Source organism: Stenotrophomonas sp. a6 (assembly GCF_030913325.1).
GTDB lineage: Bacteria > Pseudomonadota > Gammaproteobacteria > Xanthomonadales > Xanthomonadaceae > Stenotrophomonas > Stenotrophomonas maltophilia.
In genome coordinates, this window is the sequence record NZ_CP133161.1 from 2,110,131 (window position 1) to 2,136,199 (window position 26,069).

Annotated in this window: 25 protein-coding genes; all 25 read right to left on the minus strand. The window is 67.8% G+C overall.

Annotation, left to right across the window (positions count from 1 at the left end):
* Positions 1-25: 25 nt before the first annotated feature.
* A complete protein-coding gene (locus tag Q9Q79_RS09785; RefSeq protein WP_005413248.1) occupies positions 26-769 on the minus strand; it encodes an RNA polymerase sigma factor FliA in 744 nt (247 codons plus the stop codon).
* The gene (locus tag Q9Q79_RS09790) at positions 766-1,653 is read right to left on the minus strand and encodes a P-loop NTPase (RefSeq protein WP_005409532.1); all 888 of its coding nucleotides are present in this window, start codon (positions 1,651-1,653) and stop codon (positions 766-768) included. The genes Q9Q79_RS09785 and Q9Q79_RS09790 overlap by 4 nt, the downstream gene beginning before the upstream one ends.
* On the minus strand, positions 1,640-3,262 hold the full coding sequence (flhF, locus tag Q9Q79_RS09795) for a flagellar biosynthesis protein FlhF (protein WP_164173460.1): 1,623 nt from the start codon (positions 3,260-3,262) through the stop codon (positions 1,640-1,642). The genes Q9Q79_RS09790 and flhF overlap by 14 nt, the downstream gene beginning before the upstream one ends.
* Before the next feature lie 145 nt (positions 3,263-3,407).
* A complete protein-coding gene (gene flhA, locus Q9Q79_RS09800; protein ID WP_169449112.1) occupies positions 3,408-5,468 on the minus strand; it encodes a flagellar biosynthesis protein FlhA in 2,061 nt (686 codons plus the stop codon).
* A 44-nt stretch (positions 5,469-5,512) separates the two neighbouring features.
* Positions 5,513-6,643: a flagellar biosynthesis protein FlhB gene (flhB, locus tag Q9Q79_RS09805; protein WP_012480102.1), complete on the minus strand. Its 1,131-nt coding sequence runs from the start codon at positions 6,641-6,643 to the stop codon at positions 5,513-5,515.
* An 84-nt stretch (positions 6,644-6,727) separates the two neighbouring features.
* Positions 6,728-8,977: a CocE/NonD family hydrolase gene (locus Q9Q79_RS09810; protein ID WP_201861718.1), complete on the minus strand. Its 2,250-nt coding sequence runs from the start codon at positions 8,975-8,977 to the stop codon at positions 6,728-6,730.
* A gap of 116 nt (positions 8,978-9,093) precedes the next feature.
* The gene (locus tag Q9Q79_RS09815; protein WP_005409538.1) at positions 9,094-11,229 is read right to left on the minus strand and encodes a bifunctional diguanylate cyclase/phosphodiesterase; all 2,136 of its coding nucleotides are present in this window, start codon (positions 11,227-11,229) and stop codon (positions 9,094-9,096) included.
* Between the two features lie 164 nt (positions 11,230-11,393).
* Entirely contained in the window at positions 11,394-12,185 is a 792-nt protein-coding gene (gene fliR, locus Q9Q79_RS09820; RefSeq protein WP_005409539.1) for a flagellar biosynthetic protein FliR, read from the minus strand.
* 13 nt (positions 12,186-12,198) lie between these two features.
* A complete protein-coding gene (locus tag Q9Q79_RS09825; RefSeq protein WP_005413254.1) occupies positions 12,199-12,468 on the minus strand; it encodes a flagellar biosynthetic protein FliQ in 270 nt (89 codons plus the stop codon).
* Between the two features lie 82 nt (positions 12,469-12,550).
* The gene (gene fliP / locus Q9Q79_RS09830) at positions 12,551-13,330 is read right to left on the minus strand and encodes a flagellar type III secretion system pore protein FliP (protein ID WP_049404621.1); all 780 of its coding nucleotides are present in this window, start codon (positions 13,328-13,330) and stop codon (positions 12,551-12,553) included.
* Position 13,331: 1 nt separating this feature from the next.
* Positions 13,332-13,751 carry a flagellar biosynthetic protein FliO gene (gene fliO, locus Q9Q79_RS09835; RefSeq protein ID WP_005409542.1) on the minus strand — a complete coding sequence of 140 codons (420 nt, stop codon included), beginning with the start codon at positions 13,749-13,751 and terminating at the stop codon, positions 13,332-13,334.
* Positions 13,748-14,083 carry a flagellar motor switch protein FliN gene (gene fliN / locus Q9Q79_RS09840; protein ID WP_005409543.1) on the minus strand — a complete coding sequence of 112 codons (336 nt, stop codon included), beginning with the start codon at positions 14,081-14,083 and terminating at the stop codon, positions 13,748-13,750. Before fliN ends, fliO begins: the two co-directional genes overlap by 4 nt.
* Positions 14,080-15,084: a flagellar motor switch protein FliM gene (gene fliM, locus Q9Q79_RS09845; protein WP_005409544.1), complete on the minus strand. Its 1,005-nt coding sequence runs from the start codon at positions 15,082-15,084 to the stop codon at positions 14,080-14,082. Before fliM ends, fliN begins: the two co-directional genes overlap by 4 nt.
* A 10-nt stretch (positions 15,085-15,094) precedes the next feature.
* Positions 15,095-15,610: a flagellar basal body-associated FliL family protein gene (locus Q9Q79_RS09850; RefSeq protein ID WP_099523900.1), complete on the minus strand. Its 516-nt coding sequence runs from the start codon at positions 15,608-15,610 to the stop codon at positions 15,095-15,097.
* Positions 15,611-15,856: 246 nt separating this feature from the next.
* Positions 15,857-17,014, minus strand: coding sequence for a flagellar hook-length control protein FliK (locus Q9Q79_RS09855; protein ID WP_099561932.1), 1,158 nt, complete (start codon positions 17,012-17,014; stop codon positions 15,857-15,859).
* Positions 17,014-17,481: a flagellar export protein FliJ gene (gene fliJ / locus Q9Q79_RS09860; protein ID WP_201861715.1), complete on the minus strand. Its 468-nt coding sequence runs from the start codon at positions 17,479-17,481 to the stop codon at positions 17,014-17,016. The genes Q9Q79_RS09855 and fliJ overlap by 1 nt, the downstream gene beginning before the upstream one ends.
* Before the next feature lie 3 nt (positions 17,482-17,484).
* On the minus strand, positions 17,485-18,870 hold the full coding sequence (locus tag Q9Q79_RS09865) for a FliI/YscN family ATPase (protein ID WP_005413257.1): 1,386 nt from the start codon (positions 18,868-18,870) through the stop codon (positions 17,485-17,487).
* Positions 18,867-19,508, minus strand: a complete 642-nt coding sequence (locus Q9Q79_RS09870; protein ID WP_012480109.1) for a FliH/SctL family protein — start codon at positions 19,506-19,508, stop codon at positions 18,867-18,869. The genes Q9Q79_RS09865 and Q9Q79_RS09870 overlap by 4 nt, the downstream gene beginning before the upstream one ends.
* Positions 19,505-20,491 (minus strand): flagellar motor switch protein FliG, encoded by a 987-nt coding sequence (fliG, locus tag Q9Q79_RS09875; RefSeq protein ID WP_024958226.1) that lies wholly within the window; start codon positions 20,489-20,491, stop codon positions 19,505-19,507. The genes Q9Q79_RS09870 and fliG overlap by 4 nt, the downstream gene beginning before the upstream one ends.
* A 7-nt stretch (positions 20,492-20,498) precedes the next feature.
* Positions 20,499-22,145, minus strand: coding sequence for a flagellar basal-body MS-ring/collar protein FliF (gene fliF, locus Q9Q79_RS09880; RefSeq protein ID WP_012480110.1), 1,647 nt, complete (start codon positions 22,143-22,145; stop codon positions 20,499-20,501).
* Positions 22,146-22,158: 13 nt separating this feature from the next.
* On the minus strand, positions 22,159-22,524 hold the full coding sequence (fliE, locus tag Q9Q79_RS09885) for a flagellar hook-basal body complex protein FliE (protein WP_005409552.1): 366 nt from the start codon (positions 22,522-22,524) through the stop codon (positions 22,159-22,161).
* 447 nt (positions 22,525-22,971) lie between these two features.
* Positions 22,972-23,388, minus strand: coding sequence for a hypothetical protein (locus Q9Q79_RS09890; RefSeq protein ID WP_201861713.1), 417 nt, complete (start codon positions 23,386-23,388; stop codon positions 22,972-22,974).
* A 177-nt stretch (positions 23,389-23,565) separates the two neighbouring features.
* Positions 23,566-24,045, minus strand: a complete 480-nt coding sequence (locus Q9Q79_RS09895) for a hypothetical protein (protein ID WP_012480112.1) — start codon at positions 24,043-24,045, stop codon at positions 23,566-23,568.
* 140 nt (positions 24,046-24,185) lie between these two features.
* Positions 24,186-25,691 (minus strand): sigma-54 dependent transcriptional regulator, encoded by a 1,506-nt coding sequence (locus Q9Q79_RS09900; RefSeq protein ID WP_012480113.1) that lies wholly within the window; start codon positions 25,689-25,691, stop codon positions 24,186-24,188.
* Positions 25,688-26,065: a response regulator transcription factor gene (locus Q9Q79_RS09905; RefSeq protein WP_005409556.1), complete on the minus strand. Its 378-nt coding sequence runs from the start codon at positions 26,063-26,065 to the stop codon at positions 25,688-25,690. Before Q9Q79_RS09905 ends, Q9Q79_RS09900 begins: the two co-directional genes overlap by 4 nt.
* Positions 26,066-26,069: the final 4 nt, after the last annotated feature.

Here is a 26,069-nt window from a genome sequence, read left to right on the forward strand (position 1 = left end):
CCGGGGGCAGCCGCCTCGGGCATGTTCATTCTTCCAGGCCGGCGTCCGCCGCCTCGAAAATCTTGAGCCGGCCACGCAGGCGCAGCACCGCCTGGCCGTGGATCTGGCAGACCCGCGACTCGCTCACGCCGAGCACCGCGCCGATCTCCTTCAGGTTCAGTTCCTGCTCGTAGTAGAGCGAGAGCACCAGCTGTTCGCGCTCGGGCAGGTGGCCGATGGCCTTGCCCAGCTCGCGGCCGAACTCACCACGCTCCAGTACCTGCTGCGGGGTCGGGCCGCCCTGGGCGACGGTGTCCAGCTCGCCCTGGTCCTCGATGCGCGACTCCAGGCTCAGCACCTGGCCACGGGCGGCGTCTTCCATCAACCGCAGGTATTCGGGCAGCGGCATCTCCATCGCTGCGGCCACTTCGGTGGCGCTGGCGGCGCGGCCGCTGCTCTGTTCCAGGCGGCGGATGGTGGCGGCGGCATCGCGTGCACGGCGGTGCACCGAGCGCGGCACCCAGTCGCCACGGCGGATCTCGTCGATCATCGAACCGCGGATGCGGATCGAGGCATAGGTCTCGAACGAGGCGCCCTGGTCGGCGTCGTAGCTGCGCGACGCTTCGATCAGGCCCATCATGCCGGCCTGGATCAGGTCGTCCACTTCAACGCTGGCCGGCAACCGCGCGGCCAGGTGGTGGGCGATGCGCCGCACCAGGTCCGAATGCTGGGCGATGACCTCGTTGGCCGCCGAGCGCTGGACTTCCCTGTACTGGGCTGCGCCTTTCATGCGGCCACCCCGCGCTGCTTGAGGATGCGCTCGAGGAAGAACTCGACGCCGCCACGCGGTTCGGTCGGCGCCTGCCAGCGTGCGGTGCGACGCGCGATCTCGGTGATCGCCAGCGCGGCCGGGCTGGACGGGTAGGCCTTCACCACCGGCTGCTGGCGCTGCACCGACAGGCGCAGCCAGTCGTCCTGCGGCACGCAGCCCAGGTAGTTCAGCGAAACATCGGCGAGGAACTTCTCGCACACGCGGGTCAGCTTTTCGTACAGCACGCGGCCCTCGTTGGGGTCGCGCACCATGTTGGCCACTACCTGGATGCGGTCCACGCCGCGTTCGCGCGACAGCACCTTGATCAGCGCGTAGGCGTCGGTGATCGAGGCCGGCTCGTCACAGACCACCACCACGGTGTCCTGCGCGGCCTGGCAGAAGGTCAGCACGCCGTCGGTGATGCCTGCGGCGGTGTCCACCACCATGATGTCCAGTTCGCGTTCCAGCTCGGAGAACACGTTGACCAGGCCGACGTGCTCGGCCGGGGCCAGCTCGGCCATGTGCCGGCGGCCGGACGCGGCCGGCACCACCAGCACGCCGTTCGGGCCTTCGACGATGACGTCGTCCAGCGAGCAGCGGCCGGCGACCAGGTCGGCCAGCGTGAAGGTCGGGTTCAGCCCCAGGATCACGTCGATGTTGGCCAGGCCCAGGTCGGCGTCCAGCAGCAGCGTGCGCTTGCCCATCCCGGCCAGTGCCACCGCCAGGTTGGCGGACACATTCGTCTTGCCCACGCCGCCCTTGCCGCCAGTTACGGCAATGGTGCGCACAGGGCCGAGCGGCTCGCTGCGGGTGGCCGACAGCGGGAAGGTCTTGGTCAGCTTGGCGTACTCACGCGACGGCATGGTTCAACTCCGGGTTGCAGGGCATATCGGCCGCGCGGCGCAAATCTTCAAGGCGAAGTACGAGATTGGCCGCACTGGCCCGGTGCAGGTCCTCCGGAACATCCTGGCCATCGGTCACCCAGGTGATCGGCAGGGCGTGGTCCACGGCCACTGACAGGGCGTTGCCGAAGCGGCCGGTCTCGTCCAGCTTGCTCAACACCAGGCCCTGCAGGTTGGCGGCGCCGAAGCGGCGGACCACCTCGTCCATGTCGCCGAAGCTGGTGTTGGCCGGCAGCACCAGCAGGGTGCGTACCTGGCGGGCGGCGCGCAGCCACTGCAGCTGCGCGGCCAGCGCGCGGTCGCGCGGGCCCAGCCCGGCGGTGTCGATCAGCACCAGCTTGTAGTCCTTCAGGCGTTCCAGCAGCTGGTCCAGGTCGGTGCCGCTGTTGGCTTCGTGCACCGCGATGCCGAGCTGGCGGCCGTAGCCGTACAGCTGCTCGCGGGCGCCGATGCGGGTGGTGTCGGTGGTCACCAGGGCGACGTCACGCGGCGCGTGTTTCTCGGCGAAGCGCGAGGCCAGCTTGGCGATGGTGGTGGTCTTGCCGGCGCCAGTCGGGCCGACCAGGGCGATCACGCCGCCTTCTTCCAGCGGGTCGACCGGGGCGATCGGCAGCTTGCGCGAGATCAGCCCCAGCATCAGGCCTCGGCCACGATGGGCTTCGGTCTCCAGCGGGATCTGCATGGCCACGTCGCGGGCCAGCCCGGCGTCGAAACCGTACTCGTCCATCAGGTCCAGCGCGGTGGCGCGCACCGGGCTGCCACGCAGGCGCTCGTCGGTGAAGCGGTTCATCTCGCGCTCGATCACCTGGCGCATGCCGGCCACTTCCTGGCGCAGCTGGCGGATTTCGGCGTCGTCCTGGGCAACCACGGTCAGCGTCGGTGCCGGGGCCAGCATGGGGGCCGGGCTGGCTTCGCCGGCGGCTTCGAGCGCTGCCGTTTCGCTGGCGGCGATGTCAGGCTGGACATCGGCCATGGCAGCGCCCGGCAGCGGCGGCGGCTGCACGGCGGGGGGCACGCTTTCGTGATGCGTGTCGTGCGGCGGGTCGATCTGGAAGCGGGCGCGGTTGGCCGGCGCGGTGACGGCCGGGCCCGGTGCAACGATGGCCTCGGCGAACGGGGCGAAGATCTGTTCGGGCAGCGCCGGTTCGTTGACGGCGGCGCGCGCCAGGGTGGCTGCGAAGCCGGTGCTGCCGCGGGTCGGCACGATCTCGTCGGCGCTGTCCAAGGTGCGGCCGGTGGCACCCACGGCCGCACGGGCGAGGGCGGCCACGGCCGAGGTGGTGGCGGCCACCGGCTCCGGCGCCGGGGCAGCGCTGCGGCGGCGGGTGACCGCGGCGATCACCGCGTCAGCAGCGGTGCGCGGCTTGGGAGCCGGCGGCGGTGCGACATCACGGCGCGAGGCTTCCAGTGCACGCTGCACGGCGCTCTCGTCGTAGTTGGCCGCGGCGACGATCTCGACGCCTTCCTCGATCCGGCGGTTGGACAGGATCACGGCGTCAGGACCATGTTCCTTGCGCACCAGGTTCATGGCCGAGCGCATGTCGGCGGCGACGAATCGTTTGATTTTCATGCTGTGGTCACGGGACGAAGACGGCGGGGTGGCGGTCGGAGAACTCGGGTGGTCGGTGGTCTGCACGGTGCGGGTTCCCCTTGGTATCTGTCTGTTGCGTTGGTTCGAAGGTGGTGTCTGTTTTCTGGCGCATCGGTGGGCGGCGTCAGCTGATCGTTCCGACCAGCTTCAGGCGCTTGTCCTCCGGCACCTCGCTGTAGGCCAGGACCGACAACGACGGAACGCTGTGGCGGACCAGGCGCGCCAGCGCGGCGCGCACCGGGCCCGGTACCAGCACGACCGCCGGCTCGTTTCGCGCTTCCTGCTTGCTGACACATTCGGCCAGGCTCTGGTGCAGTCGCTCTGCGAGTCCGGGTTCCAGCGCGGCGCCGTTGCCCTGCGTGGACTCCTGCAAGACACGTTCCAATTGCGGGTTGAGGGTGAACACCGGCAGCTCCGCCGACATTCCGGCGATCTCCTGCACGATGAAGCGGCCCAGCGCGGTGCGCACGGCAGCGGTCAGCACCGCCGGGTCCTGGCTGCTGGGCGCGTGTTCGACCAGCGCTTCGGCGATCTTGCGCAGCTGTCGGATCGGGATGCGCTCGACCAGCAGGTTCTGCAGCACGCGCACCACTGCCGACAGCGGCAGCGCCTTCGGCGTCAGATCTTCGACGAGCTTGGGCGCGCTCTTGGCCAGGTTGGCCAGCAGGTGCTGCACTTCCTCGTGGCCGAGCAGTTCCGGCGCATGTTCGCGGATCAGGTGCGAGAGGTGGGTGGCCACCACGGTGGCCGGGTCGACCACGGTGTAGCCCAGCGTTTCAGCCTGGGCACGCTGGTGCGGCTGGATCCAGGTGGCATCCAGGCCGAACGCGGGATCCTTGCCGGCAATGCCCTCCAGGGTGCCCAGCGCGCTGCCCGGGTCCAGCGCCAGTTCGCGGTCCGGGTGGATCTCGGCGGTGGCCACTGGCACGCCATGCACCAGCACGCGGTAGCCGTTGGCCGGCAGTTCCAGGTTGTCGCGGATGTGCACCGAGGGAATCAGGAAGCCGACGTCCTGGGTCAGCTTGCGGCGCACGCCCTTGATGCGCGCCATCAGTTCGCCGCCCTGGTTGCTGTCCACCAGCGGGATCAGCCGGTAGCCGACCTCAAGGCCCAGCGGATCGACCGGGCGCAGCTCGTCCCAGCTCAGTTCGGCGGTCGGCGCAGGTGCCGCCGGGCGGCCGAGTGCGTTGAGTGCGGCCGCGTCATTGCCGGCGGCTGCCGGGTCGGTGGCTGCGGCCTTGCCCTTGCGGTAGACCTTCCAGGCGATGAAGCCGAGGATAGCGGCCAGCGTCAGGAAAGCGACGTTGGGCATGCCCGGCACCAGGCCGACCACGCCGATGATGCCGGCGGTGATCGCCAGCGCGCGGTACTGGCCGAACACCTGGCCGGTCATCGCCTGGGCCATGTCCTGCGAGCGCGAGGCGCGGGTCACCAGCATCGCCACCGCGCTGGAGACCAGCAGGGCCGGCAGCTGCGCCACCAGGCCGTCACCGATGGACAGCAGGGTGTAGGTGGCAGCGGCTTCGCCGAACGGCATGCCATGCTGCAACACGCCCACGGCCAGGCCGCCGAGCATGTTGATGAACAGGATCAGGATGCCGGCGATGGCGTCACCGCGGATGAACTTGCTGGCGCCGTCCATCGCGCCGTAGAAGTCGGCTTCCTCGCGCACTTCCTCGCGGCGCAGCTTGGCTTCTTCACGCGTCAGCAAACCGGCGTTGAGGTCGGCGTCGATCGCCATCTGCTTGCCGGGCATCGCGTCGAGGATGAAGCGCGCGGTCACTTCCGAAACGCGGCCGGCGCCCTTGGTGATGACCACGAAGTTGATGATGGTCAGGATCGCGAACACCACGATGCCGACCGCATAGTTGCCGCCGATCACGAATTCGCCGAAGGCGGCGATGACCTTGCCGGCGGCGTCGTGGCCGTTCTGGCCGTTGAGCAGGATCACGCGGGTGGAGGCCACGTTCAGCGCCAGCCGCAGCATGGTGGTGATCAGCAGCACGATCGGGAAGATGGTGAAGTCCAGCGGGCGCTTCACGTAGACCACCGCCAGCAGCACCATCAGCGAGATGGCGATGTTGAAGGTGAACAGCGCATCGAGCACCGGCGCGGCCAGCGGCACCACGACCATGGCCAGCAGGGCCAGCACGATCAGCGGCGCGCCAAGGCCCTGGCGGATCATTTCCAGGGCACGGCGGGTGTTGAAGCCGGCGGAGGGCTGGGCGCTCACGGGCGGCCCCCCTTGCCGAATTCATCCACCTGGATGTGCGGGGCGTCCGGCATCGGGCCAGTGCGCCAGGCGCGCAGCTGGTAGACGTAGGACAGGACCTGGGCGACGGCCGAATACAGTCTCACGGGGATTTCCTTTCCGAGTTGGCCTTCCCGATACAAGGCGCGTGCCAAAGGCGGGGCGGAGACGATCGCGACCTTGTTGCCGTCGGCGACCTCACGGATGCGCAGGGCGGTTTCGTCCACGCCCAGGGCGACCACGGTGGGAGCATTCATGGTCCCACCCTCGTACTTCAGGGCCACCGCGTAGTGCGTCGGGTTGACCACCACCACGTCGGCGGTGGGTACCGCTTCCATCATCCGACGGTTGGCCATCTGCTGCTGCAGCTGGCGGATGCGGCCCTTCACCTCGGGGCTGCCCTCGCTCTCCTTCATTTCCCGGCGCAGCTCTTCACGGGTCATCTTCAGCTTGCGCATCCAGTTCCAGCGCTGGTAGGGCGCATCGATGGCGGCCAGCACCAGCATCGCGCCGGCGGTGGCCAGCAGCAGGCGCAGGGTGAAGCCCAGGCCATCGGTGATGGCGGTTTCCAGCGGGTGGTGGATCAGCCCGCGCAGGGTGTCGAAGCCGGTCCAGACCACCAGCCCTGCGGCGACGCCGACGAAGGCCACGCGCAGCAGCGATTTGGTGAATTCGGCAATCGCCTCCGGGCCATACAGGCGCTTGAGCCCGCTCATCGGGTTCATGCGGTTGATGTCGGGCAGCAACGCCTTCTGCGACCAGCGCAGGCCGCCCATCACCAACGGGGCGACGAAGCTGGCCAGCAGGCAGACCAGCACCAGCGGTGCGATCACCAGCATGAACTGCAGCAGCAGGTCGCCGAAGTGGCCGAACAGTTCCTTCGGGTTCTGCCGCAGGCCCTGTTCCGGGCTGAGCGCGTGCTTCATCCAGGCACTGGCGCCACGGCCGATCGAGCCGCTCATGGCCATCACCGCCAGCACGCCGGCACCGAACACGGCGGCGGTGCCAAGTTCGCGCGAGCGCGGCAGGTTGCCTTGTTCACGGGCGTCGCGCAGGCGTTTTTCGGTAGGTTGTTCGGTCTTTTCGCCGGCGGATTCGTTCTCGGACATCACGGGCACTGCGGCAGGGGATGCCGGGGTGCGTGCAAGAAGTGTTCCGTGATGGGCCGTTGCCTATCCACGCATGGTATGGATCTACTGTAGGGAGTCGCTGGCGGGGCGCAGGGGAATCGTCAGAACACTGTCGCTGTGCCAATCCACCTGCAGCGGGGTGCCCCCATCAGCGGCCGATTCGTCGCTGACATCGCGGCCGCTGCCGTGGTTGACCTGGTGCATGGCGTCCTTCAGCACATCCACCTTCACCAGCAGGCGGCTGCCGGCAGCCAGGCGGCGGGCGACCATGCGCGTGCGATCGAAGGGCAGGTGGGTCCATTGGCCGGGCTGCAGCAACTGGCGCGTACCCGGGTCACGCACGTGGCTGGCCCGGCCCATGTAATAGGACAGCTGCATCCGGTGTCCATCGGCCATCAGCTCGTACAGGGTGACGGTGAAATCGAAGTCGCGCTTGTTGATCCGTACCTTCAGGTCTCCGGAGAAGCTGCCTACCAGGTCCATGGGGCCGGTGAAGGGTTCCGAGACATAGGCCAGCGCGGTGTCGGCTTCATCCTGTGCTGCGACGATGGGGAACGGGTAGTAGCCGTGCCGCATTTCGTTGCGGTCGGCCATGTTCACGGTCTGCCCCAGCTGGCCCGGCGCTGGCGGCTGTTCCTGCAGGCGGTGGTAGCCATCGGGCGAAGCGGGTGCAGCCGACAGGTGGTAGCGGCGGTGGGCACCCGCGGCGGCGTCCAGTGTTGCCGCATGCCCCCAGCGATTGGCGCCCATCAGCTGGTAGTTCACGCGGTCAGGCACCAGCGCCGGGCGCGGCGCGCCGCGCAGCACATGGTCCAGCCACTGGAAGGTCAGTGCGGGCGTGTCGAACTGCGCGACGGCGTCCAGGTCGTATCCACGCAGCTGCATCGGCTTGAGCGCCGACTGCGCACCGCGATGGTCGTAGGGGCCGATCAGCAGCGCATGGTCGGCATCGGGGCGGTGCCGGAGGTGCTCCTTGAAGTACTGCAGCGCCGAGATCTGGCCATCGTCGTAGTACCCGGTGATGGTCAGTACCGGGATGCGGATGTCGTCGAACTGGTCGCCATAGGGAACCATCGACTGCCAGTAGGCGTCGTACGTCGGGTGATCGAGCCAGCGCTGCAGCCAGGGGTTGGGCGTGCCGTCGATCTGGTCGATCTGCCGGTAAGGGCGGCCGGAGGCATACCAGCGGCGGGGCAGCTGTGACCAGCGTTCGTTCTGGTTGTAAGTATCGTTGTCCAGCATCGGGCCATTGGCCACATAGAACGCCCAACCGTAGTTGGCACTCAGGAACACGTTGTTCTCCATCGGCAGGCCCTGGCCGGGGATGGCGGCAACGTAGGGCACGATGGTCTTCAATGCGGGATGGTGATGGCGCGCCGCCGCCCAGGCAGTAAAGCCCTCGTAGCTGCCGCCATACATGGCCACCCGGCCATCGCTCCATGGCTGGCGGCTGATCCAGTCGATGGCCGCGTTGGCGTCCGCGCCGTCATGCTCGTAGGGGGCGATGGTGCCACTGCCCTGGCCCTTGCCGCGCGCATCGACCACGATGCCGGCGTAGCCATGCGCGGCGGCCAGCAGCATCTTCTGCCGGTTCTTGGGTGGATCGGTGTAGATGGTGAACAGCATGGCCGCAGGCAGGGGCGCCGATGCGGCGCGAGGGCGGGCCAGCTGCGCCGACAGCACGACGCCATCGCCAACGGGGATGCGCAATGCGTCGTCTATGGCGAAGCGGCGCTGCTCTTCCGCCGCGACCAGCGGAGGGGCCAGGGCAGCGGCCAGGGTCTGCGCACGCAGTACCGCCCGCAGGCGCAGCAGTTCCAGGGCGACGGCCTCGGCAATGGTCGTCGCCCCCGCCTGTGCCGCGACGGCCTGCTCCAGCTGGGCGCGCACCGGGGCTGGCTCAGCCGAGAGTGCGGCACCGGCCTGCACCGCCGCAACGTCGTCGAGGGCGGCGAAGGTGGCGTGGAAGGCGCGCGCATACTCCGCTGCGTCCTGCTCGCCGGCGGTGACGAGCAGCAGCATCGGCACCCAGCGTTGCACTGCTGCGGTATCACCGTCGCTTGCAAGCGATGCGCGTGCCCGCTGGATCGATTGCCGCGCTTCGGCCGTCTGGCCCGCCGCCACCAACGCGTGGCCGCGCTGTACCTCGGTCAGGCTGGGCGACTTCAGCACGCCCTTGCCAAGGGCCTGCAGGGCAGCGTCGACCTGGGCCGGGGAAGCATCGGCTGGCAATGACCACGGCAGATCAGCGGCAGCAGCGTGGCCAACAGCAAGGGCCAGCAACAGGCCAGCAAGGGGGGTGCGTAGGGCCACGGGCGCTTCCTGGGATGAGGGTGGAACGGCGCATCCACGCGTGGCGTGGATCTACCGAAGGCCAACCAATGGTAGCGCCGGGCCGTGCCCGGCGGGAGCCGAGCGCAGGCTCGGCGCTACCGGGGCGCGTTGTCGCTGGGCGGTGGGCTCTGCGCCAGTTCCACCCGCGGCCGGGGCAGGTCGTGCAGCTGCATGAAGCGCGCCGCATCGACCGGCCGTCCCAGCAGGTAGCCCTGCAGGTAGTCGCAGCCCAGGCGCTCCAGGTAGGCGCGCTGGGCGGCGGTCTCCACGCCCTCGGCGACGATGTCCATGTCCAGCGCATGGCCCAGCGCCACGATCGCCGAGACGATCACCACGTCCTCTGCACTGTGTTCCAGGTCGCGCACGAACGCATGGTCGATCTTGATCTCGGTGGCTGGCAGCCGCTTCAGGTACAGCAGGCTGGAATAGCCGGTGCCGAAGTCATCGATGGAGATGCCTACGCCCAGCGCCGACAGCGCCTGCAGCAGGCGCAGGCTGGTGTCGGTATCGCGCATCACCGTGCTTTCGGTGATTTCCAGCACCAGGTGGCGCGGGGCGATGTTGTGGCGTTCGATCACCGCGCGCACATCCTGCAGCAGGTGCGGCGAACTGAACTGCACCGGCGACAGGTTCACCGACATCGACCAGCCTTCGTGACCGGCATCGTGCCAGCGCCGCAGCTGTAGGCAGGCCTGGTCCAGCGCCCAGCGCCCGATCTCGTTGATCGCACCACTGCGCTCGGCCAGGCGGATGAACCGATCGGGCGGAATCAGGCCATGCTCCGGGTGGTGCCAGCGGATCAATGCTTCGGCACCGGCCACCTTCTGCGTGGCCACGCGGATCTTGGGCTGGTAGTGCAGGAACAGCTGCTCGCTGCCGATGGCCCGGCGCAGGTCGGCCAGCAGCCGGAACTGTTGTTCGGCGCTGTCATTCATCCAGTCGGCGAACAGCACGAAGGCGTTGCGCCCGGATTCCTTGGCCTGGTACATCGCCGCGTCGGCAAAGGCCATCAGCTGCCGCTCGCTGGCGGCGTGATCCGGGCAGATCGCCACGCCGATGCTGGCGGTTACCTGCAGTTCGTTGTCCGGCAGCAACGGCCCACTGCCGACCGCCTGCAGGATGCGCCGGGCGAGGGTTGGCAGATCCTCATCGTGCTCGATGCGCACCACCAGCACGAACTCATCGCCGCCCAGGCGCGCCAGCATGTCATGCGGGCGCAGCAGCTGGCGGGTGCGCTCGGCCACCGCCACCAGCAATGCGTCACCCGCCTGGTGGCCATAGGCATCGTTGACCTGCTTGAAGCCGTCCAGGTCCATGAACATCACCGCGAAGCGGCTACCGCCCTGTTCGGCCTCGGCCAGTGCCTGCACGATGCGGCGCTGCAACAGCAGGCGGTTGGGCAGGCGGGTGAGCGGATCATGCAGTGCGGCCTGGGTCAGTTCCTGCTGCGCATCGGTCAACGAAGTGCTCAGCATGGAATTGCGCAGCCGCAGCAGCTGCGCCTCCACCCGCTGGTCCAGCCAGGACACCACCAGCACCACCGCGAGGATCGCGACCGTCAGCACCACTACCAGCATCGCCAGCCACTCGTTCTGCAGGCCATCGCCGACCGCCGCGCCGCAGATGCTGCCTTCCGGAAAGCGTGCGGCGGCCATGCCGGTGTAGTGCATGCCAACGATGGCCAGCCCGAGCAGGCCAGCGGCTGCCAGCCGGTCGCCGACACGGGTGCGCTGCGCGCGCAGGCGGAATGCCACATACAACGCAGTCCATGAGGCGGCGACCGCCACGATCAGCGAGAACAGCAGCCAGCCCGGGTCATAGTCGATGCCGGGTTGCATGCGCATCGCCGCCATGCCGACGTAGTGCATGCCGGCAATGCCGGTACCCATCAGCAATGCCCCGCCGGCCAGGCGTGGGTGCGGCAGGGTGCGCAGCGAAACCAGCCACAGCGCGAACACCGATGAGGCGATGGCCAGGGCCAGGGAGAGCAGGGTGATCGGCAGGTCGTAGCCGAGCGGAATGGGCAGGTCGAAGGCGAGCATGCCGATGAAGTGCATCGACCAGATGCCCAGGCCCATGGCGAAGCCACCACCGAGGCGCCACCACCAGGCCGCGCCCTTGCCGGGTGCGGTGACCGTGCGCCCGGCCATCGCCAGCGCGGTGTATGACGCCATCACGGCAACCAGCAACGAGATCGCCACCAGCCACGGGTTGTACGTGCCTACCAGCATTCGTCAGTCTCCCGGACCTGCCTGTCGACGGAAACCACGGTGGGGCATGCATGAGGCAGGCCGACGCAGGGCGGCGGCCACGTGCGGCATCCCCCCGGTTGCCGCGCATTCACTCTAGCGCGCAGACCCGGGGGAAGGGCAAGCAGTAAAACGTGATGATCGGGTCAGTGTGTAACCGCGTCCGCAGCCTGGAAGGCGGCATCGAACAGGCGCTGTACCGGCGGGCCCATTTCCCCGGCCAGCAGGGCCAGCAGGAACAGGCCCAGCAGCAGTGAGACCGGCAGGCCCAGCTGGATCGGATTCAGTGCCGGGGCAGCACGCGCCAGCACGCCGAAGGCCAGGTTCACCGCCAGCATCGCCACGGTCAGTGGAATAGCCAGGGTCAGTGCGCCGCGCAGCACGGTCAGCAGGAAGGTCGGAGCGATGCTGAAGAAGGCGTGCGGGTCCGGCAGCGGGGCGCCGATCGGCAGCGCCCGGTAGCTGTCCACCACCAGCGAGATCAGCGCCAGATGGCCGTTGGCGGTGAAGAACAGCAGGCCGAACAGCAGGTAGAACCACTGCCCGATCACGCCGGAGGTGCCGCCACGAAGCGGGTCGCTCATCTGCGCGAAGGCCAGGCCGGTGCCCTGGGCGATCAGTTCGCCGGCCATCGCGCCGGCCTCGAACACCAGCCGCAGCAGGAAGCCGATGGACACGCCGATGGCCAGCTCGCGGGCGATGGTCAGTACGGTGGCAGCATCGAAGCCGGTCCAGTCCGGAACCGGCGGCAGCAGCGGTGCCAACGCGATGGCAAGGGTACCGGCCAGGATCACGCGGATCCGTGCCGGCACCGCACGGGTGCCGACCATGGGCATGGCCATGGCCACCGCGCCGATGCGCAGCATGGTCCACAGCACGGTGCCGATCATGCCAAAGGCCTGCAGGCCGTCGGCAGCCATCTGGGTGGCGGCGTCCATCGAGGCGCGTGTCCTAGCCGATCAGGTGTGGAATGCGCTGGAACAGCAGCGTGGTGAATTCAACCAGGTGGCCGATCAGCAGGCTGCCGAGCGCGAACAGCACCGCGGTCAGTGCCGCCGCCTTGGCAACGAAGGCGATGGTCGGTTCGTTGAGCTGGGTCGCGGCCTGCACCACGCCCACCACCACGCCCACCACCAGCACGGTGAGCAGCAGCGGGCCGGCCACCCACAACACGGTGATCAGGCCGCCACGCAGTTCGGTCAAGGCAAGTTCGGGAGACATTCGGGGTCCATCTGCTTGTGTGGAGTCGAGCCGCGCTCGACTGTGCTTCTGTAGAGCCGAGCCATGCCCGACTGCCTCTCAATCACGCCGGATTGAAGCTCGCCGCCAACGTACCCACCGTCAGCACCCAGCCATCCACCAGCACGAACAGCAGGATCTTGAACGGTGCCGACACCAGCATCGGCGACAGCATCATCATGCCCATCGACATCAGCACGCTGGCCACGACCAGGTCGATGATCACGAACGGGATGAAGATCAGGAAGCCGATTTCGAAGGCGGTCTTCAGTTCGCTGGTGACGAACGATGCGACCAGTACCGGGAACGGGATCGCGTCGGGGCTGGCGTAGGTGCCGTGCCCGGCGATGCCGGCGAAGGTCATCAGGTCGGTCTCCCGGATCTGCGCCAGCATGAAGCCGCGCAACGGCGTGGTGGTCAGCGTCCAGGCGGTCTGGAAGTCGATCTCGCCATTGAGGTACGGCGCCATGCCGGTGCTCCAGGCCTTGTCCCAGGTCGGCATCATCACCATCGCGGTGAGGAACAGGGCCAGGCCCAGCAGCACCTGGTTGGACGGGGTCTGCCCGGTACCCAGCGCCTGGCGCAGCAGGCCCAGCACGATGATGATGCGGGTGAACGAGGTCAGCACCAGCAACATCGACGGGATCAGGGTGATCGCCGTCATCAGCAGCAGGGTCTGCAGCGGCAGGCTGACCGGCGCACCTCCGATCTTGCCGACGTTGATGTCCGGCAGTGGCGTGGTCGGTGCGCCGGGTGCAGCGAAGGCCAGTGCCGGCAACAGGCACAGGGCGAGCATCAGCAGCCACGGCATCAGGGTGGCAAGACGGGTACGGGCGACACGCATGTCAGGGGTCCTTGCGCAGCCGCTGCTGCAGCAGCTGGGCGAAATTCGGAAGATTCTTGAAGTCCGGCACGCGCACGGGCGCGGGCGGCGGCAGCGGTTCGGGCAGGGTGTGCAGGGTGTTGATGCCGCCGGCGGTGACGCCCAGCAGCAGCTGCTGGCCGTTGACCTCGACCACCACCACGCGCTCCTTGGCACCGACACTCAGGCTGGCCACCACCTTCATGCCTTCGGCCGGGCGGAAACCACTGCCGGGCAGGCGCTTGAGCAGCCAGCCGAGGCCGATGACCAGCGCCAGCACTGCCAGCAGCGCCAGCACCGCGCCGAACAGGCTCGGTGCGGCGGCTGCGTGCTGGCCGATCTGCGGGCCGGCCGGAGCGGCGGTCTTGCCGACCGCCAGCAGGGTGGAGGCCAGCAGGCTCAACGCAGTCTCCGGATCCGCTCGCTCGGGCTGACCACATCGGTCAGGCGCACGCCGAAGCGGTCATTGATCACCACCACTTCGCCATGGGCGATCAGGGTGCCGTTGACGAACACATCCAGCGACTCGCCGGCACCACGTTCCAGTTCCACCACCGAACCCTGGTTGAGCTGCAGCAGGTTGCGGATCGGCAGGCGCGCGCGACCGACTTCCAGCGACAGCGTCACCGGTACGTCGAGGATCACGTCCAGGTTCAGGTCCGGGCCGTTCGCCTCATCGGCCTGCAGGCTGCTGAACTGGGCCGGAGTGGGTTCGAGGGCGTCGATATCGTTCATTGCGGGTCTTCCTGGATGACGGGTACGCGCGGGCGGGTGCCCGGCGGATGGGTAGCGGTGATCTTCACGGCGTTCATGCCGTTGGCGATGCCGAACTCGCCGGTGAACACCGGGATGTTCTCCACGCACACCGGCACCTGCGGGCTCAGCTCGATCGGCAGGATGTCGCCGACCTTCAGTTGGGTCAGGTCACGCAGGGTCATGCGCTTGCTGGCCAGTACGCTGGACAGGGTGACTTCGGCGATGTTGAGCTGTTCACGCAGGGTCTTGCCCCAGCTCTCGTCGCGGTCGTTGCGGTCGCTCTGGATGCCGGCGTCGAGCAGCTCGCGGATCGGCTCCAGCATCGAATACGGCAGGGTGACGTGGATGTCGCCACCGCCGCCATCGAGTTCGACGTGCAGGCGGCACACCACCACGTATTCGCGCGGCGTCACGATGTTGGCGAAGTGCGGGTTGATCTCCGAGTTGATGTACTCGAAGTCGACGTCCATCACCGGTGCCCAGGCCTCGCGCAGGTCGGCGAAGGTCTGCTTCAGCAGCAGGTGGATCACCCGCATTTCGGTGGCGGTGAACTCGCGGCCTTCGATGCGGGTGGGGTAGCGCCCGTCGCCACCGAAGAAGTTGTCGACGATGGCGAACACCAGGGTCGGCTCGAACACGATCAGGCCGGTACCGCGCAGCGGCTTGAAGCGGATCAGGTTCAGGTTGGTCGGCACATACAGCGAGTGCATGTAGTCGTTGAACTTGATCAGCTCGATGCCGCGCACCGACAGCTCGGCCGAGCGACGGATCAGGTTGAACAGGCCGATCCGCCACAGGCGCGCGAAACGCTCGTGGACCATTTCCAGGGTTGGCATGCGACCGCGGATGATGCGGTCCTGGCTGGCGAAGTCGTACGAGCGCGCTTCGCCTGACGGCGGTTCCGGATCGGTTTCGACCGCGCCACTGTCCACGCCGTGGAGCAGGGCATCGATCTCGTCCTGGGACAACAGATCATTCATCGGTGGGCCCTTACTGGGTCACGAAGCTGGTGAACAGCAGGTCGTCGGCACCATTGCTGCCGGTCTCGGCCTTGAGCACTTTCTGCACTTCGGCCAGCGACGCAGCCTGCAGCTTCTGCTTGCCGGCGACATCGGCGATCTGGTCCGGGCTGACCTGCGAGAACAGCATCAGCAGGCGTGCGCGGATGGCGGGTGCATGGGTCTTGATCGCTTCCAGCGCGGACGGGTCGCGGGTCATCAGCTGCACTTCCAGCTGCAGGTAGCGCGGACCGTCGACCGGGCCGTTGAGGTTGACCACGAAGGCCGGGTCCAGCGCGAAATACTGGGCCGGTGCCGGGGTCATGGTCTTCTTCGGGGCCTGCGGGGCCTTGTCTTCGTGCTTGGACTGGGTGAAGAACCAGACGCCGCCACCGGCGGCAGCGGCGGCCAGTACGGCCACCAGCGCGGTGATCAGGATCGGACTGCGCGGCTTGGCGGCCTTGTCCTTCTCGGCGGTCTTCTTGGTTTTGTCAGCGGCTGCGGCCACGGGGTGAAGCTCCTGAGGGTTGCTTCACCGGGATATGCAAGGGGTGTGCCGAAGGCGGGGCAGAGGGGTGCGACGGAATTCCGTCGGGGGGCGGTGGGGCCGTGCGGAGCAAGCTCCGCACCCACCAACGCGATACTGGCCGGTGCGGCTCTATTGCCCCGGTGCCCTGGTGGGTGCCGACCGCCCCGCTCTGGTGGGTGCCAACCGCACTGCCCTGGTGGGTGCCAACCTTGGTTGGCACGCCTGTCAGGCGTAGGCGTCCAGCAACCCGCGCTGGCGGATCAACTGTGCGGACGACACGTTGGTGTCGCCGGGCGACGGTTCTCCGTCACCGGCCGTCCCACCGTTGCCAGATGCTCCCGACGCATTGCCGTCGCCCCCCGGGGCCTGGTGGCCAACATCAGCGTGTGCCAGCTGGAAGCCCTGTTCGCCCAGCAGCTCGCGCAGGCGCGGCAGGCTGCTTTCCAGCGCCTGCCGCACGTCCACGTGCGGGCTGCTGAAGCTGGCGTGCACCTTGTCGCCGTTCAACTGCAGGCGCACGTCGACCGGGCCCATATCGTCCGGGCTCAGGCGGATATGGGCGTGGCCGATTTTCTGGTCGGCCAGCCAGCCCAGGCGTGCGCCGATGGCCTGGTCGAAGCCGTCGTCACCCAGCACGGGCTTCGGTGTGGGTTCGCCATTGAAGATCGCGTTGCCGGTGGCGAGCGCCGCCTTCAGGTCCTGTACGGCGGCCCCCGCCGGTGCATGCAGCAGTGGTGCACTGGCGCGGTCGCCGAGGACAGCCACGTCGCTGCCTTCGCCGCGCTCGCTGCGCTTGCCGGGCAGGATCATCTCCGGCAGTGGCAGCGCGGTGGCATCGTCCGCGCTGGTCGCCGCCGGTTTGCCGTCGGCCGTCGCTGCGGTGGCCGCTGCTGGCGCGGTTGCAGGCAGTGCCGGGTTCGCGGCAGGGGCAACGGGCAGTGCGCTGCCGTCGCTGGCCTGCGACGGTGCAGCGGTGGTCGGCAGGGCAGCGGCCGCATCCACGGGCGTCGGCATCGCCAGCACCAGGCCGGCCAGACCGAGCGGCGGCCAAGGGGCGTCTTCGGTCGCGGCGGGCTTGTCCTTGTCGGTAGCGGGTGCAGCCGGGGTCACGGCAACGGGCGGCAGCGGCGGCGCTTCAGCGGTTACCGCTTCGGCGTCGCTGCGTTCGCCTGGTGCCTGGCCACTGCTGTCAGTGGTCGACGGCTGGCTCGACGTGGATGGCGACGGCGTGGTGGCGCTGCCGGCAGGGGCGGGTGCAGAGGGCGCGCCGTCCTGCAGCAGCTGGCTGAAGTCCTTTCCGCCTTCGCTGCGCGGGGCGCGCGCCGCACTGTTGCTGGTGGCCGGCGTGGCAGGGTTGGCACTGCCGGCGAGTGGGGAGGGCATCACGAGCGACCTCCCTGCTCGGTGCCGTCCTGGTCTTCGGCCTGGACCAGGCGCGCGCGGCGCGCACCGATATCGTCCATCTCGCGCTGGTCGCGGCGGTCGGTCACCACTTTTTCCTGCGCGCGGTAGCTCGCGGCCAGCTGTTCCAGCACGGCCTTGTCACGGCTGGCCAGGATCAGCCGGGCGCGCTCGGCTTCCACCTTTTCGCGGTTGCCATTGACCGTGGCCTGCTGCTGTTCGACGGCACTGTCCAACCGGTCGAGGAAAGCGCGTCGGTTGAGCAGCTGCACCGGGCTGGTGGCGGCCATCTGAGCGTTGGCGTACTCCTCGGCGTAGCGGCGCAGTTCGTCCAGTCGCGATAGATGGGTATCGAGCACGCGCTGGCGTTCGGCCAGGTCGCGGGCGACCGCGTCCTCGTGTTCCTGGGCCCGCTTGAGCAGGGGATCAATGCGCTTGGACTGGTTCATGGCTTAACTCTCTTGTTCCACCAGGCGCTGCAGCGCCGCCTGGCTGTGCGGGAGATCTGCGGCCTTGGCAACGTCCTGGCCGAGGAACTCCATGATTTCCGGCCAGCGTTCCAGGGCTTCGTCGGTGGCCGCGTCGTTGCCGCGCTGGTAGGCACCGATGGCGATCAGGTCACGGTTGGCCGAGTAGGCCGAGACCAGTCGCTTCAATTTGCGGATGCGCAGGCGCCACGGCTCGTCGGCGATTTCCGTGACCACACGGCTGACCGACGATTCAACGTCGATGGCCGGGTACAGGCCGCTGTCGGCCACGCGCCGCGAGAGCAGGATGTGGCCGTCGAGGATCGCGCGCGCCGCATCGGCGATCGGGTCCTGCGGATCATCGCCTTCGGTCAGCACCGTGTAGAACGCAGTGATCGAGCCACGGCCCTTGGCGCCATTGCCGGCGCGTTCGACCAGTGCCGGCAGCTTGGCGAACACCGACGGCGGGTAGCCGCGGGTGGTCGGCGGCTCGCCCACCGACAGGCCGATCTCGCGCTGTGCCTGGGCGAAGCGGGTCAGCGAGTCCATCAGCAGCAGCACGTTCAGTCCCTGGTCGCGGAACCATTCGGCGATGGCGGTAGCGCGGTAGGCACCGTGCAGGCGCGCCAGCGGCGGCCGGTCGGCGGGACTGGCCACTACCACGGCGCGGCGCAGGCCTTCCTCGCCCAGCGTGGTCTCGACGAAATCGCGCACTTCGCGGCCACGTTCACCGATCAGGCCGACCACGATCACGTCGGCGGCGGTGTAGCGGGTCATCATGCCCAGCAGCGTCGACTTGCCGACGCCGGAGCCGGCGAACAGGCCGACACGCTGGCCGCGGCCGATCGGCAGCAGCGCGTTGATCGCGCGCACGCCCACGTCCAGCGGCTGGGTGATCGGTTCACGCGCCAGTGGATTGATCGACACGCCGGCCATGCCGACATGGCCTTCGGCGCGGATCGGGCCCTTGCCGTCCAGCGGCACGCCATCGCTGTCGATGACGCGGCCAAGCAGGCCTTCGCCCACTTCCACGCCACCGCGGCGCGCCGACGGCACCACGCGGGCGTTGGGCAACAGGCCATGCAGCTCGGCACTGGGCATCAGGTAAGTGCGCTCGCCGGCGAAGCCGACCACTTCGGCATCGACCCAGCCGCCGTCGACCACTTCCACCTTGCAGCTGGCCCCCAGCGGCGCCTCGCAGCCGACAGCTTCCAGGGTCAGTCCGACCGCGCGGCGCAGCACGCCTTCGCGGATCAGGCCACGGCCATGGGCGGTATCCACGCGCAGTCCATCGAGGCGACGGGCCAGGCGCAGGTTGCGGGCCATGGCCCAGTCGGCCGGTGGCGGCGTCGGCTGCGGATCGGGGTTCATGCATTGGCTCCGGTCTGGCGGATCACCGCGTCCAGCGCGCCGCGCAGGCGGGCTTCCAGGGTGCCGTCGATGCGCACGGCCTCGGCGTGCACGCGAAGATCGCCGCGGCTGAGGCTGGTGTCTGGCACCAGGCGCTGTTGTGGCGGCAGGCTCAACAGCGGGGCGAGGGCGGCGATGTCATCCGGATGCAGTCGCACTTCGACCTCGCGGGTGCTGCCACCCACCGCGTCGATGGCCTCACCGACCAGCTGTGCCAGCAGTGCCGGGTCAGCTTCATAGGCGCGGCCGACCAGCGCACCGGCGATGCGTACCGCCAGTTCGCCCAGTGCGCCGACCACTTCGTTCTCCAGCCGCACCAGCGGTCGGCTGAAGTTGTCGAGGATGCCTTCGATCTGCGCGGCGAGGCGACGCACTTCGGCCTGGCCCTGGCCGTAACCTTCGGCATGGCCGTGCTGGAAGCCTTCCTTCTCGGCGCTGTCCTGGATGGCCTGGATTTCCTCCAGGGTCGGCAGCTGCAGCGGCGGCTCCGGCTCGTGCTCCGGGTCCGGCTCGGTGAGTTCGAACCCATCCTCCTGCTCCAGCACCGGTTCGGGCTGGGCCAGCAGGTCCGGGGCAAGCCAGCGCACGACGTTGCTCACAGCATGGCCTCCGCGCTGCCACCGATGGTGACGGTGCCTTCATCGGCCATGCGCTTGACGATGGCCAGGATCTCGCGCTGTGCGCCTTCCACGTCGGACAGGCGCACCGGGCCACGAGCTTCCATGTCTTCCAGCAGGATTTCGGCCGCGCGCTGCGACATGTTGCGGGTGATCTTGTCGCGCACCTTGATGTCGGCACCGCGCAGGGCCAGGCCCAGGCGCTCGCCGCTCACTTCGCGCAGCACCAGCTGCATTTCGCGGTCATCCAGGTCGACCAGATCGTCGAACACGAACATCAGGTCCTGGATGCGGTTGCTCAACGGCGCATCGATGCGGGCGATTTCTCCCAGGATCGCCTGGTCCTGGCCGCTGTCCATGAAGTTCAGGATGTTGGCCGCGCACTGCACGCCGCCGATGTTGGACGATTTCAGGTTCTGGTTGCCGGCGAACTGGCGCTCCATGATCTCGTTGAGTTCATTGAGTGCGTTCGGCGGAATGCCGTCGAGGGTGGCGATGCGCAGCAGCACGTCCACGCGGGTACGGTCCGGCAGCAGTTTCAGCGCGTCGGCGGCCTGGTCGGTTTCCAGGTGCGCCATCACGATGGCGATGATCTGCGGGTGCTCGTTGCGCACCAGGTCGGCCACCGCACGCGGGTCCATCCACTTCAGCGCGTCCAGGCCGGTGGTGTTGCGGCCGAGCAGGATGCGGTCGATCAGGTTGCCGGCCTTCTCGCTGCCCAGCGCCTGCACCAGCATGTTGCGGATGTAGTCGTCCGAGCCCACGCCCAGCGAGGTCTTCGAGCCCAGCTCCTGGCCGAACTGGTCCATCACCCGTTCCACCTGCTCGCGGGTGATGTCGGTCATGGTGGCCATGGCGATGCCGATCTTCTGCACTTCCTTGGGTTCCATGTGGCGCAGCACTTCGGCCGCATCCAGCTCACCCAGGGACAGCAGCAGCACGGCCGCGCGCTGTACGCCGGTCAGTTGTGCCTCAGTCATTGGCCACCCAGCCCTTGACCACCTGGGCCACGCGCTTGGAGTCGGTCTTCACGGCTTCACGCGCCATCCGCAGTCGTTCCTCATAAGAATCCACCGGCAGGGCCAGTGCGTCTGGTCCGGCCAGGCTGGCCCGGTCGGCGCCCAGCGCCGGCAGCGGCATGCCATCGTCATCGACCAGCTGCACATCCGCGGTGTGCGGTTCCAGTGCTGGTTCGTCGTTCTTCTTGTTCTGGCCGGTGATCGCACGCAGTGCCGGGCGCAGCACACCGAACAGCAGCGCCAGCACCACCACCGCGCCGAGCAGCATGCGGCCGGCATCGTGCACCCACGGCAGCTCCCACCAGGCCGGGCCTTCGACCGGCGTGGTATCCCGCACGAACGGGGCATTCATCACCGACACGGTATCGCCACGCTCGGCGTTGAAGCCGACGGCCTGCTTGACCAGCGCTTCGACGCGGGTCAGTTCGGCGGCCGACAGCGGCTGCGGGCTCATCTTGCCGTTGGCGCCGGCGCGCGGCACGTTGTCCACCAGCACCGCCACCGAGACGCGCTTGATGCGGCCTGCCGGCTGGCGGGTGTGCTGCAGGGTGCGGTCCAGCTCGTAGTTGCGGGTGGCGTTCTTGCTGCTTTCGGTCGGGGTCTGCGCGGTGGCCGGTGCAGCCTGCTGGCCCGGCGGGCTGTTGCTGGTCGCACCCGGCACACCCTGCGGGCCAGGGGTGCTGGTGGTGTTCTCGCTCATCTGCTCGCTGCGCAGCTTCTGCGGCTCACCGTTGTAAAGCTCGCGGGCCTCCTCGGTCACCGAGAAATCCATGTCCACGCTCACTTCCGGGTTGACGCGGCCAGGGCCGGTCATCGGTTCCAGCAGCTCGCGGATGCGCTGGTTGAACGAGGTTTCCTGGCGGCGCACCTGCTCGAACTGGGCAGCGTTGACCGCCGCTTCGCTGTTCGGGTCGGTGATGCTGAGCATGCGCCCACTCTGGTCGACGACGGTCACCCGCTCCGGCGCGAGATCCGGGATGCTGGCCGCAACCATGTGCACGATGGCATCCACCTGGCTGCGTTCCAGCTGCTGGCCACCACGCAGTTCCAGGGTGACCGAGGCACTGGCTACGTCGCGCTGGCGGGTGAAGGCGCTGGGCTTGGGAATGGCCAGGTGCACGCGCGAATCGCGCACCGGGCGCAGCGTGTTGATGGTGCGCGACAGTTCGGTTTCCAGCGCGTGCTGGTAGCGCGCGCTTTCGACGAACTGGCTGACGCCGAAGCCCGGGTCGCGTTCCATCAGCTCGAAGCCGAGCTTGCCACTGTCGGTCAGGCCGGAACCGGCCAGCTTCAGGCGGGCGTCGTGCAGGTTCTTTTCCGGCACGGTGATGCCACCGGTGGCCGGGTCGAGCGCGAACGGAATCTGCGCGGCGCGCAGCAGGTCGGTGGCTTCAGCGGTGGCCTTCTGGTCCAGGCCGGTGTACAGCGGGACCATGCCCGGCTTCTGCGACCAGAAGAACACGGACAGGCCTGCCGCCACCGCCACCGCGATCATCGCCATCAGGCCCAGCCGACGGGTGATCTGCAGGCTCTGCAGGCGGTCGAACCATTGCCCGGCCTTTTCGGCGTTCAGGCTGTCCTTGGAGAGCGTCAGTGCCATGCGTCTCTATTCCTTACAGCGGCATGTTCATCACGTCCTGGTAAGCCTGGACGAGACGGTTGCGGACTTCCACGGTGGCGCGGAAGGCGATCTGGGACTGCTGCGAGGCGACCATCACCTTGGCGAGGTCGGCGCTGGGGTCGCCCATTTCGAAGGCCTTGGCGAGGGCGCCGGATTTCTGTTGCGCATCGTTGACGCCGGCAATCGCACCACGCAGGGTTTCGGTGAAGCTGGCCGGCTGGGCCTGCGGTGCATCCAGCACCGTGCCCGGCAGGGCGTTGCTGCGAGGCGTTTCGCCCAGCGGGTTGAGCGCCGGCTGTCCCATCTGGGTCTGATAGGAGCGGATCTGCGAAAGGATCGAAGTGACGGAGTGGGACATCTGCAACGGTTCCAGAAACAGGGATGGGGTTGTCTGCTGTAGCCAGTGCAAGTGCCGTGCCGAAACCGGTTTTCGATTCAGTGAAGTGAGGGTGGGGGTGTTTGGTGGCAGGGCTGCGCCCTGCACCCGCAGAGGCCACGTCAACATCAACGTCAAAATCGGGCTATCCGTGGGGTGGCGGGGTGGGTCCGGTTACGGGGGACGCCGTAAATCCGTCCATGGAGGCTCGGTCGCGCCATCCATGGCGCTCACGCCCCCGCAACCGGACCCACCCCGCCTTCGACAGGTGGCCGCGATCTGTTGGAACCTGCGTCTGATGGTGCTTCTGATGGTGCTTCTGATGATGGTGGGTGCCGACCGTTGGTCGGCACGGGGTCGGATCCCGTTGCAACGCAACGGGCTCTGACTCCGGTCGTGGCGCCATTTAACCGGCGTCGGTTTTCTGGCCTACGGCTGCAGGGTCCAGCGGCCGGAATTCTGGCGCTGGAGCGGGGCAATGGGTCCGTCGTGCTGGGTGTAGATGAAGCGACCCTGGCGGTCGCTCTGGCAGGTCAGCAGCAGGGTGTAGTGGGCGGGGCCGGCCGGGTGGGCCTCGGTCATGTGGAGTTCCGCGATATGCGGGGCCAGGCGCTGGTAGCGGTAGCTGCCGCCGATGCGCAGGTCGGTGCCGAGGATGTCGAGCACGTACTGGCTGCCGGCGAAGCTGACCTGGACCATGCGTCCGGCATTGGGGTTGTCCGGGGCGTACAGCGGGTCGCTGAGGTTGGTGAACTGGCGCTGGTCGAGCGTGGCGGGCAGGATGCAGTTGGCCGCGGTGGCCAGGGCCGGGCAGAGCAGGACGGCGAGCAGGATCAAGCGATGCATGTGGACCTCCTTGGGATGTCCTTGCCAATGCACCGCAGTTCGGCGCTGCTGTCTTTAGGAAGACTTGTAAACGCGGGAGTTTCGGCTCCCTACCGCAGGTGGCACTTTGACCCCTGCGAGTTCGTTCAGCTGGTCGGCGCGGCGTGCTCGCATTCGACGCCTCGCATGGGCTTCGGGTTAACCGTTGCCTCGGGCATTTGAGGAGCGTTCCTTCACTTCCTGCAGCCACGCTTCGAACATATCGGAAGGCAGGAGATCTTCGGTATTGGAGAAATGGAGATCGTGGCTGAACTTGACGCTCAGCTTTTCCGTAACGGCGTCGAAGTGCGCCTTCAGCTGGGTAGGGGGTTCTCGATCATGATTCTTATGAAGTTCAAGTAGGCGATCAAGATCGTCCAAGAGAAAATCCAGCAGGGCGCTGCCACGGGAATCGGAAAGGTCAAACGGCTGACCACTTCCGGCCGCGGGAGCGTCGTTCAACTGGTTGGTCCTGTAGAGGTGACCGCCAATGTCATAGAAGACGTCTGCAGATGACGTCCCATCTTCCGCTGCACCGTACAGGTAGACCCCATCCACGCGATGCTCTCCGTACTCCAGGCAAACGCTCAGCATTGATTCCAGTATTTCCTGCATGGAATCTTCGAAGGTCCCGTTCATGGCATTCCCTGGTCGAAATCACAACCCTTGAGGCTATTGCGTAACGAAGCAGAACGCATTGGGAAAAGTTGTAAATCTCAAAAACACGAACGCCCGGGCAAGCCCAGGCGTTCGTGCCCCCTTCATGCTGGTAGCGCGCTTCAGCCGGCCAGTTCGGCCTGCTCGCGTTCGATGCCGTACTTGCGCAGCTTTTCCACCAAGGTGGTGCGGCGCAGGCCGAGCAGCTGGGCGGCGTGGGCGACCACGCCCTGGGTGCGTTCCAGTGCTTCGTTGATCAGGCCCAGTTCGATGTTGGCCATGTGGTTGCGCAGGTCCATGCCTTCGTCGGGCAGGGCGGCCGGTGCCGCCGGGCGATTGACAGCGATGCCGTGCTCCAGCGCCGGCTGGTTGCCGCTGCCGGGCGTGTGGAACGAGAAGCTGCGCAGGTCCAGTCGCTCTTCGCTGGTGGCGGGCTGTGCCGGCGCCGGCGTAGCGACGGCGGCCAGCGCGGCATCGCCACGGTAGCGGGCCGGCAGGTCCTGTACGCGCACCGATCCACCCGGATGCAGCACGGCCAGGCGCTCGACCAGGTTGGTCAGCTCGCGCACGTTGCCCGGCCATTCGTAGCCCGCCAGTGCCTGCAGGGCTTCCGGGGTGAAGCGCACTTCGCCACGGCCGGTGCGCGCCAGCTGTGCGGCGATGGTTTCCACCAGTGCCGGCAGGTCCTCGCGACGCTCGCGCAGCGCGGGTACTTCAATCGGGAACACGTTGAGGCGGTAGAACAGATCCTCACGGAACTTGCCTTCGGCGATGCGGGTTTCCAGATCACGGTGGGTCGCGGCCACGACACGCACGTTGCAGCGGATGGTCTGGTTGCCACCGACGCGCTCGAAGCTGCGTTCCTGCAGCACGCGCAGCAGCTTCACCTGCATCGGCAGGCTCATGTCGCCAATTTCGTCCAGCAGCAGGGTGCCGCCTTCGGCCATCTCGAAGCGGCCCTTGCGCGCGGTCAATGCGCCGGTGAAGGCACCCTTTTCGTGACCGAACAGTTCGCTTTCCAGCAGGTCGGCCGGAATGGCGCCGCAGTTGATCGCCACGAACGGGCCATCACGGCGCGGCGAGCGCTGGTGGATGGCGCGCGACACCACTTCCTTGCCGGTGCCGGATTCGCCCAGCACCAGCACGGTGGTGTCGAACGCGGCGACCTGCTCGATCATGGTGCGCAGCGCGGTGACCGCCGGGCCGTTGCCGGTCGGTCCCTGCTCCTGCGCCGCACCGGCCTGGTGCTCGGCATCCAGGCGCTTGAGGCTGGCGCGGCGCAGCAGGGCTTCCATCTGCGCGTGGCGCAGCGGCGTCTCCAGCGGCCAGATGTTGGCTTCGTGCAGGCCGTGCTGCTGCGCGAAGGCTGCGGCATCACCGTCGGCCAGCAGTACCGGCGGTGGCAGGCTGCTGCCGCCCAGCCAGTTGTAGAGTGCGGCGCTGGCGGCGTTGTCGTCCAGACTGCCGACGATCACTGCCATCCAATCGTTCTGGCGCTGCCGGCCCAGATCGAAGTCGGCCGCGTCGGAGACCCAGCGCGGGTTGAAGTCCATGAACTCCAGCAGGGCAACGGTGCGCTCTGCACGCACGGCGTCGTTGTCCAGCACAAGGATGCGCGATTCGCTCACGACTGTTCCTCCCTGAGGCCTTCCAGGATCGGCATGACTTCCTGGATGTAGGACAGCTTGCTGACGAAATTGTCGGCACCGGCACGCAGCGCGTGCTCGCGGTGCTCGGCGTCGTCGAAGTGGCTGGCGATCACGATGTACGGTGCGTCGTCCTGCGACTTGATCAGGCGGGTGGCCTGCAGGCCGCCCATCTCAGGCATTGCCAGATCCATCAATACGACCTGCGGGCGCAACGTTTCCGAACGCTCGATCGCTTCCAGGCCGTTGCCGGCGCTGCCGACGATCTGCAGCCAGTCGATCTTGCGGAAGTGGCGCATTGCCGCGTTGATGAAGCCCTCGTGGTCATCGACCAGCAGGACGGTAAGCTTGTTCATGTGC

Coding starts and splice junctions, on each gene's coding strand:
- Q9Q79_RS09785 (WP_005413248.1), bottom strand. CDS start 769: ATGAAAGGCGCAGCCCAGTACAGGGAAGTCCAGCGCTCGGCGGCCAAC.
- Q9Q79_RS09790 (WP_005409532.1), bottom strand. CDS start 1,653: ATGCCGTCGCGTGAGTACGCCAAGCTGACCAAGACCTTCCCGCTGTCG.
- flhF (WP_164173460.1), bottom strand. CDS start 3,262: ATGAAAATCAAACGATTCGTCGCCGCCGACATGCGCTCGGCCATGAAC.
- flhA (WP_169449112.1), bottom strand. CDS start 5,468: ATGATCCGCCAGGGCCTTGGCGCGCCGCTGATCGTGCTGGCCCTGCTG.
- flhB (WP_012480102.1), bottom strand. CDS start 6,643: ATGTCCGAGAACGAATCCGCCGGCGAAAAGACCGAACAACCTACCGAA.
- Q9Q79_RS09815 (WP_005409538.1), bottom strand. CDS start 11,229: ATGCTGGTAGGCACGTACAACCCGTGGCTGGTGGCGATCTCGTTGCTG.
- fliR (WP_005409539.1), bottom strand. CDS start 12,185: ATGGACGCCGCCACCCAGATGGCTGCCGACGGCCTGCAGGCCTTTGGC.
- Q9Q79_RS09825 (WP_005413254.1), bottom strand. CDS start 12,468: ATGTCTCCCGAACTTGCCTTGACCGAACTGCGTGGCGGCCTGATCACC.
- fliP (WP_049404621.1), bottom strand. CDS start 13,330: ATGCGTGTCGCCCGTACCCGTCTTGCCACCCTGATGCCGTGGCTGCTG.
- fliN (WP_005409543.1), bottom strand. CDS start 14,083: ATGAACGATATCGACGCCCTCGAACCCACTCCGGCCCAGTTCAGCAGC.
- fliM (WP_005409544.1), bottom strand. CDS start 15,084: ATGAATGATCTGTTGTCCCAGGACGAGATCGATGCCCTGCTCCACGGC.
- Q9Q79_RS09855 (WP_099561932.1), bottom strand. CDS start 17,014: ATGCCCTCCCCACTCGCCGGCAGTGCCAACCCTGCCACGCCGGCCACC.
- fliJ (WP_201861715.1), bottom strand. CDS start 17,481: ATGAACCAGTCCAAGCGCATTGATCCCCTGCTCAAGCGGGCCCAGGAA.
- Q9Q79_RS09865 (WP_005413257.1), bottom strand. CDS start 18,870: ATGAACCCCGATCCGCAGCCGACGCCGCCACCGGCCGACTGGGCCATG.
- fliF (WP_012480110.1), bottom strand. CDS start 22,145: ATGGCACTGACGCTCTCCAAGGACAGCCTGAACGCCGAAAAGGCCGGG.
- fliE (WP_005409552.1), bottom strand. CDS start 22,524: ATGTCCCACTCCGTCACTTCGATCCTTTCGCAGATCCGCTCCTATCAG.
- Q9Q79_RS09890 (WP_201861713.1), bottom strand. CDS start 23,388: ATGCATCGCTTGATCCTGCTCGCCGTCCTGCTCTGCCCGGCCCTGGCC.
- Q9Q79_RS09895 (WP_012480112.1), bottom strand. CDS start 24,045: ATGAACGGGACCTTCGAAGATTCCATGCAGGAAATACTGGAATCAATG.
- Q9Q79_RS09905 (WP_005409556.1), bottom strand. CDS start 26,065: ATGAACAAGCTTACCGTCCTGCTGGTCGATGACCACGAGGGCTTCATC.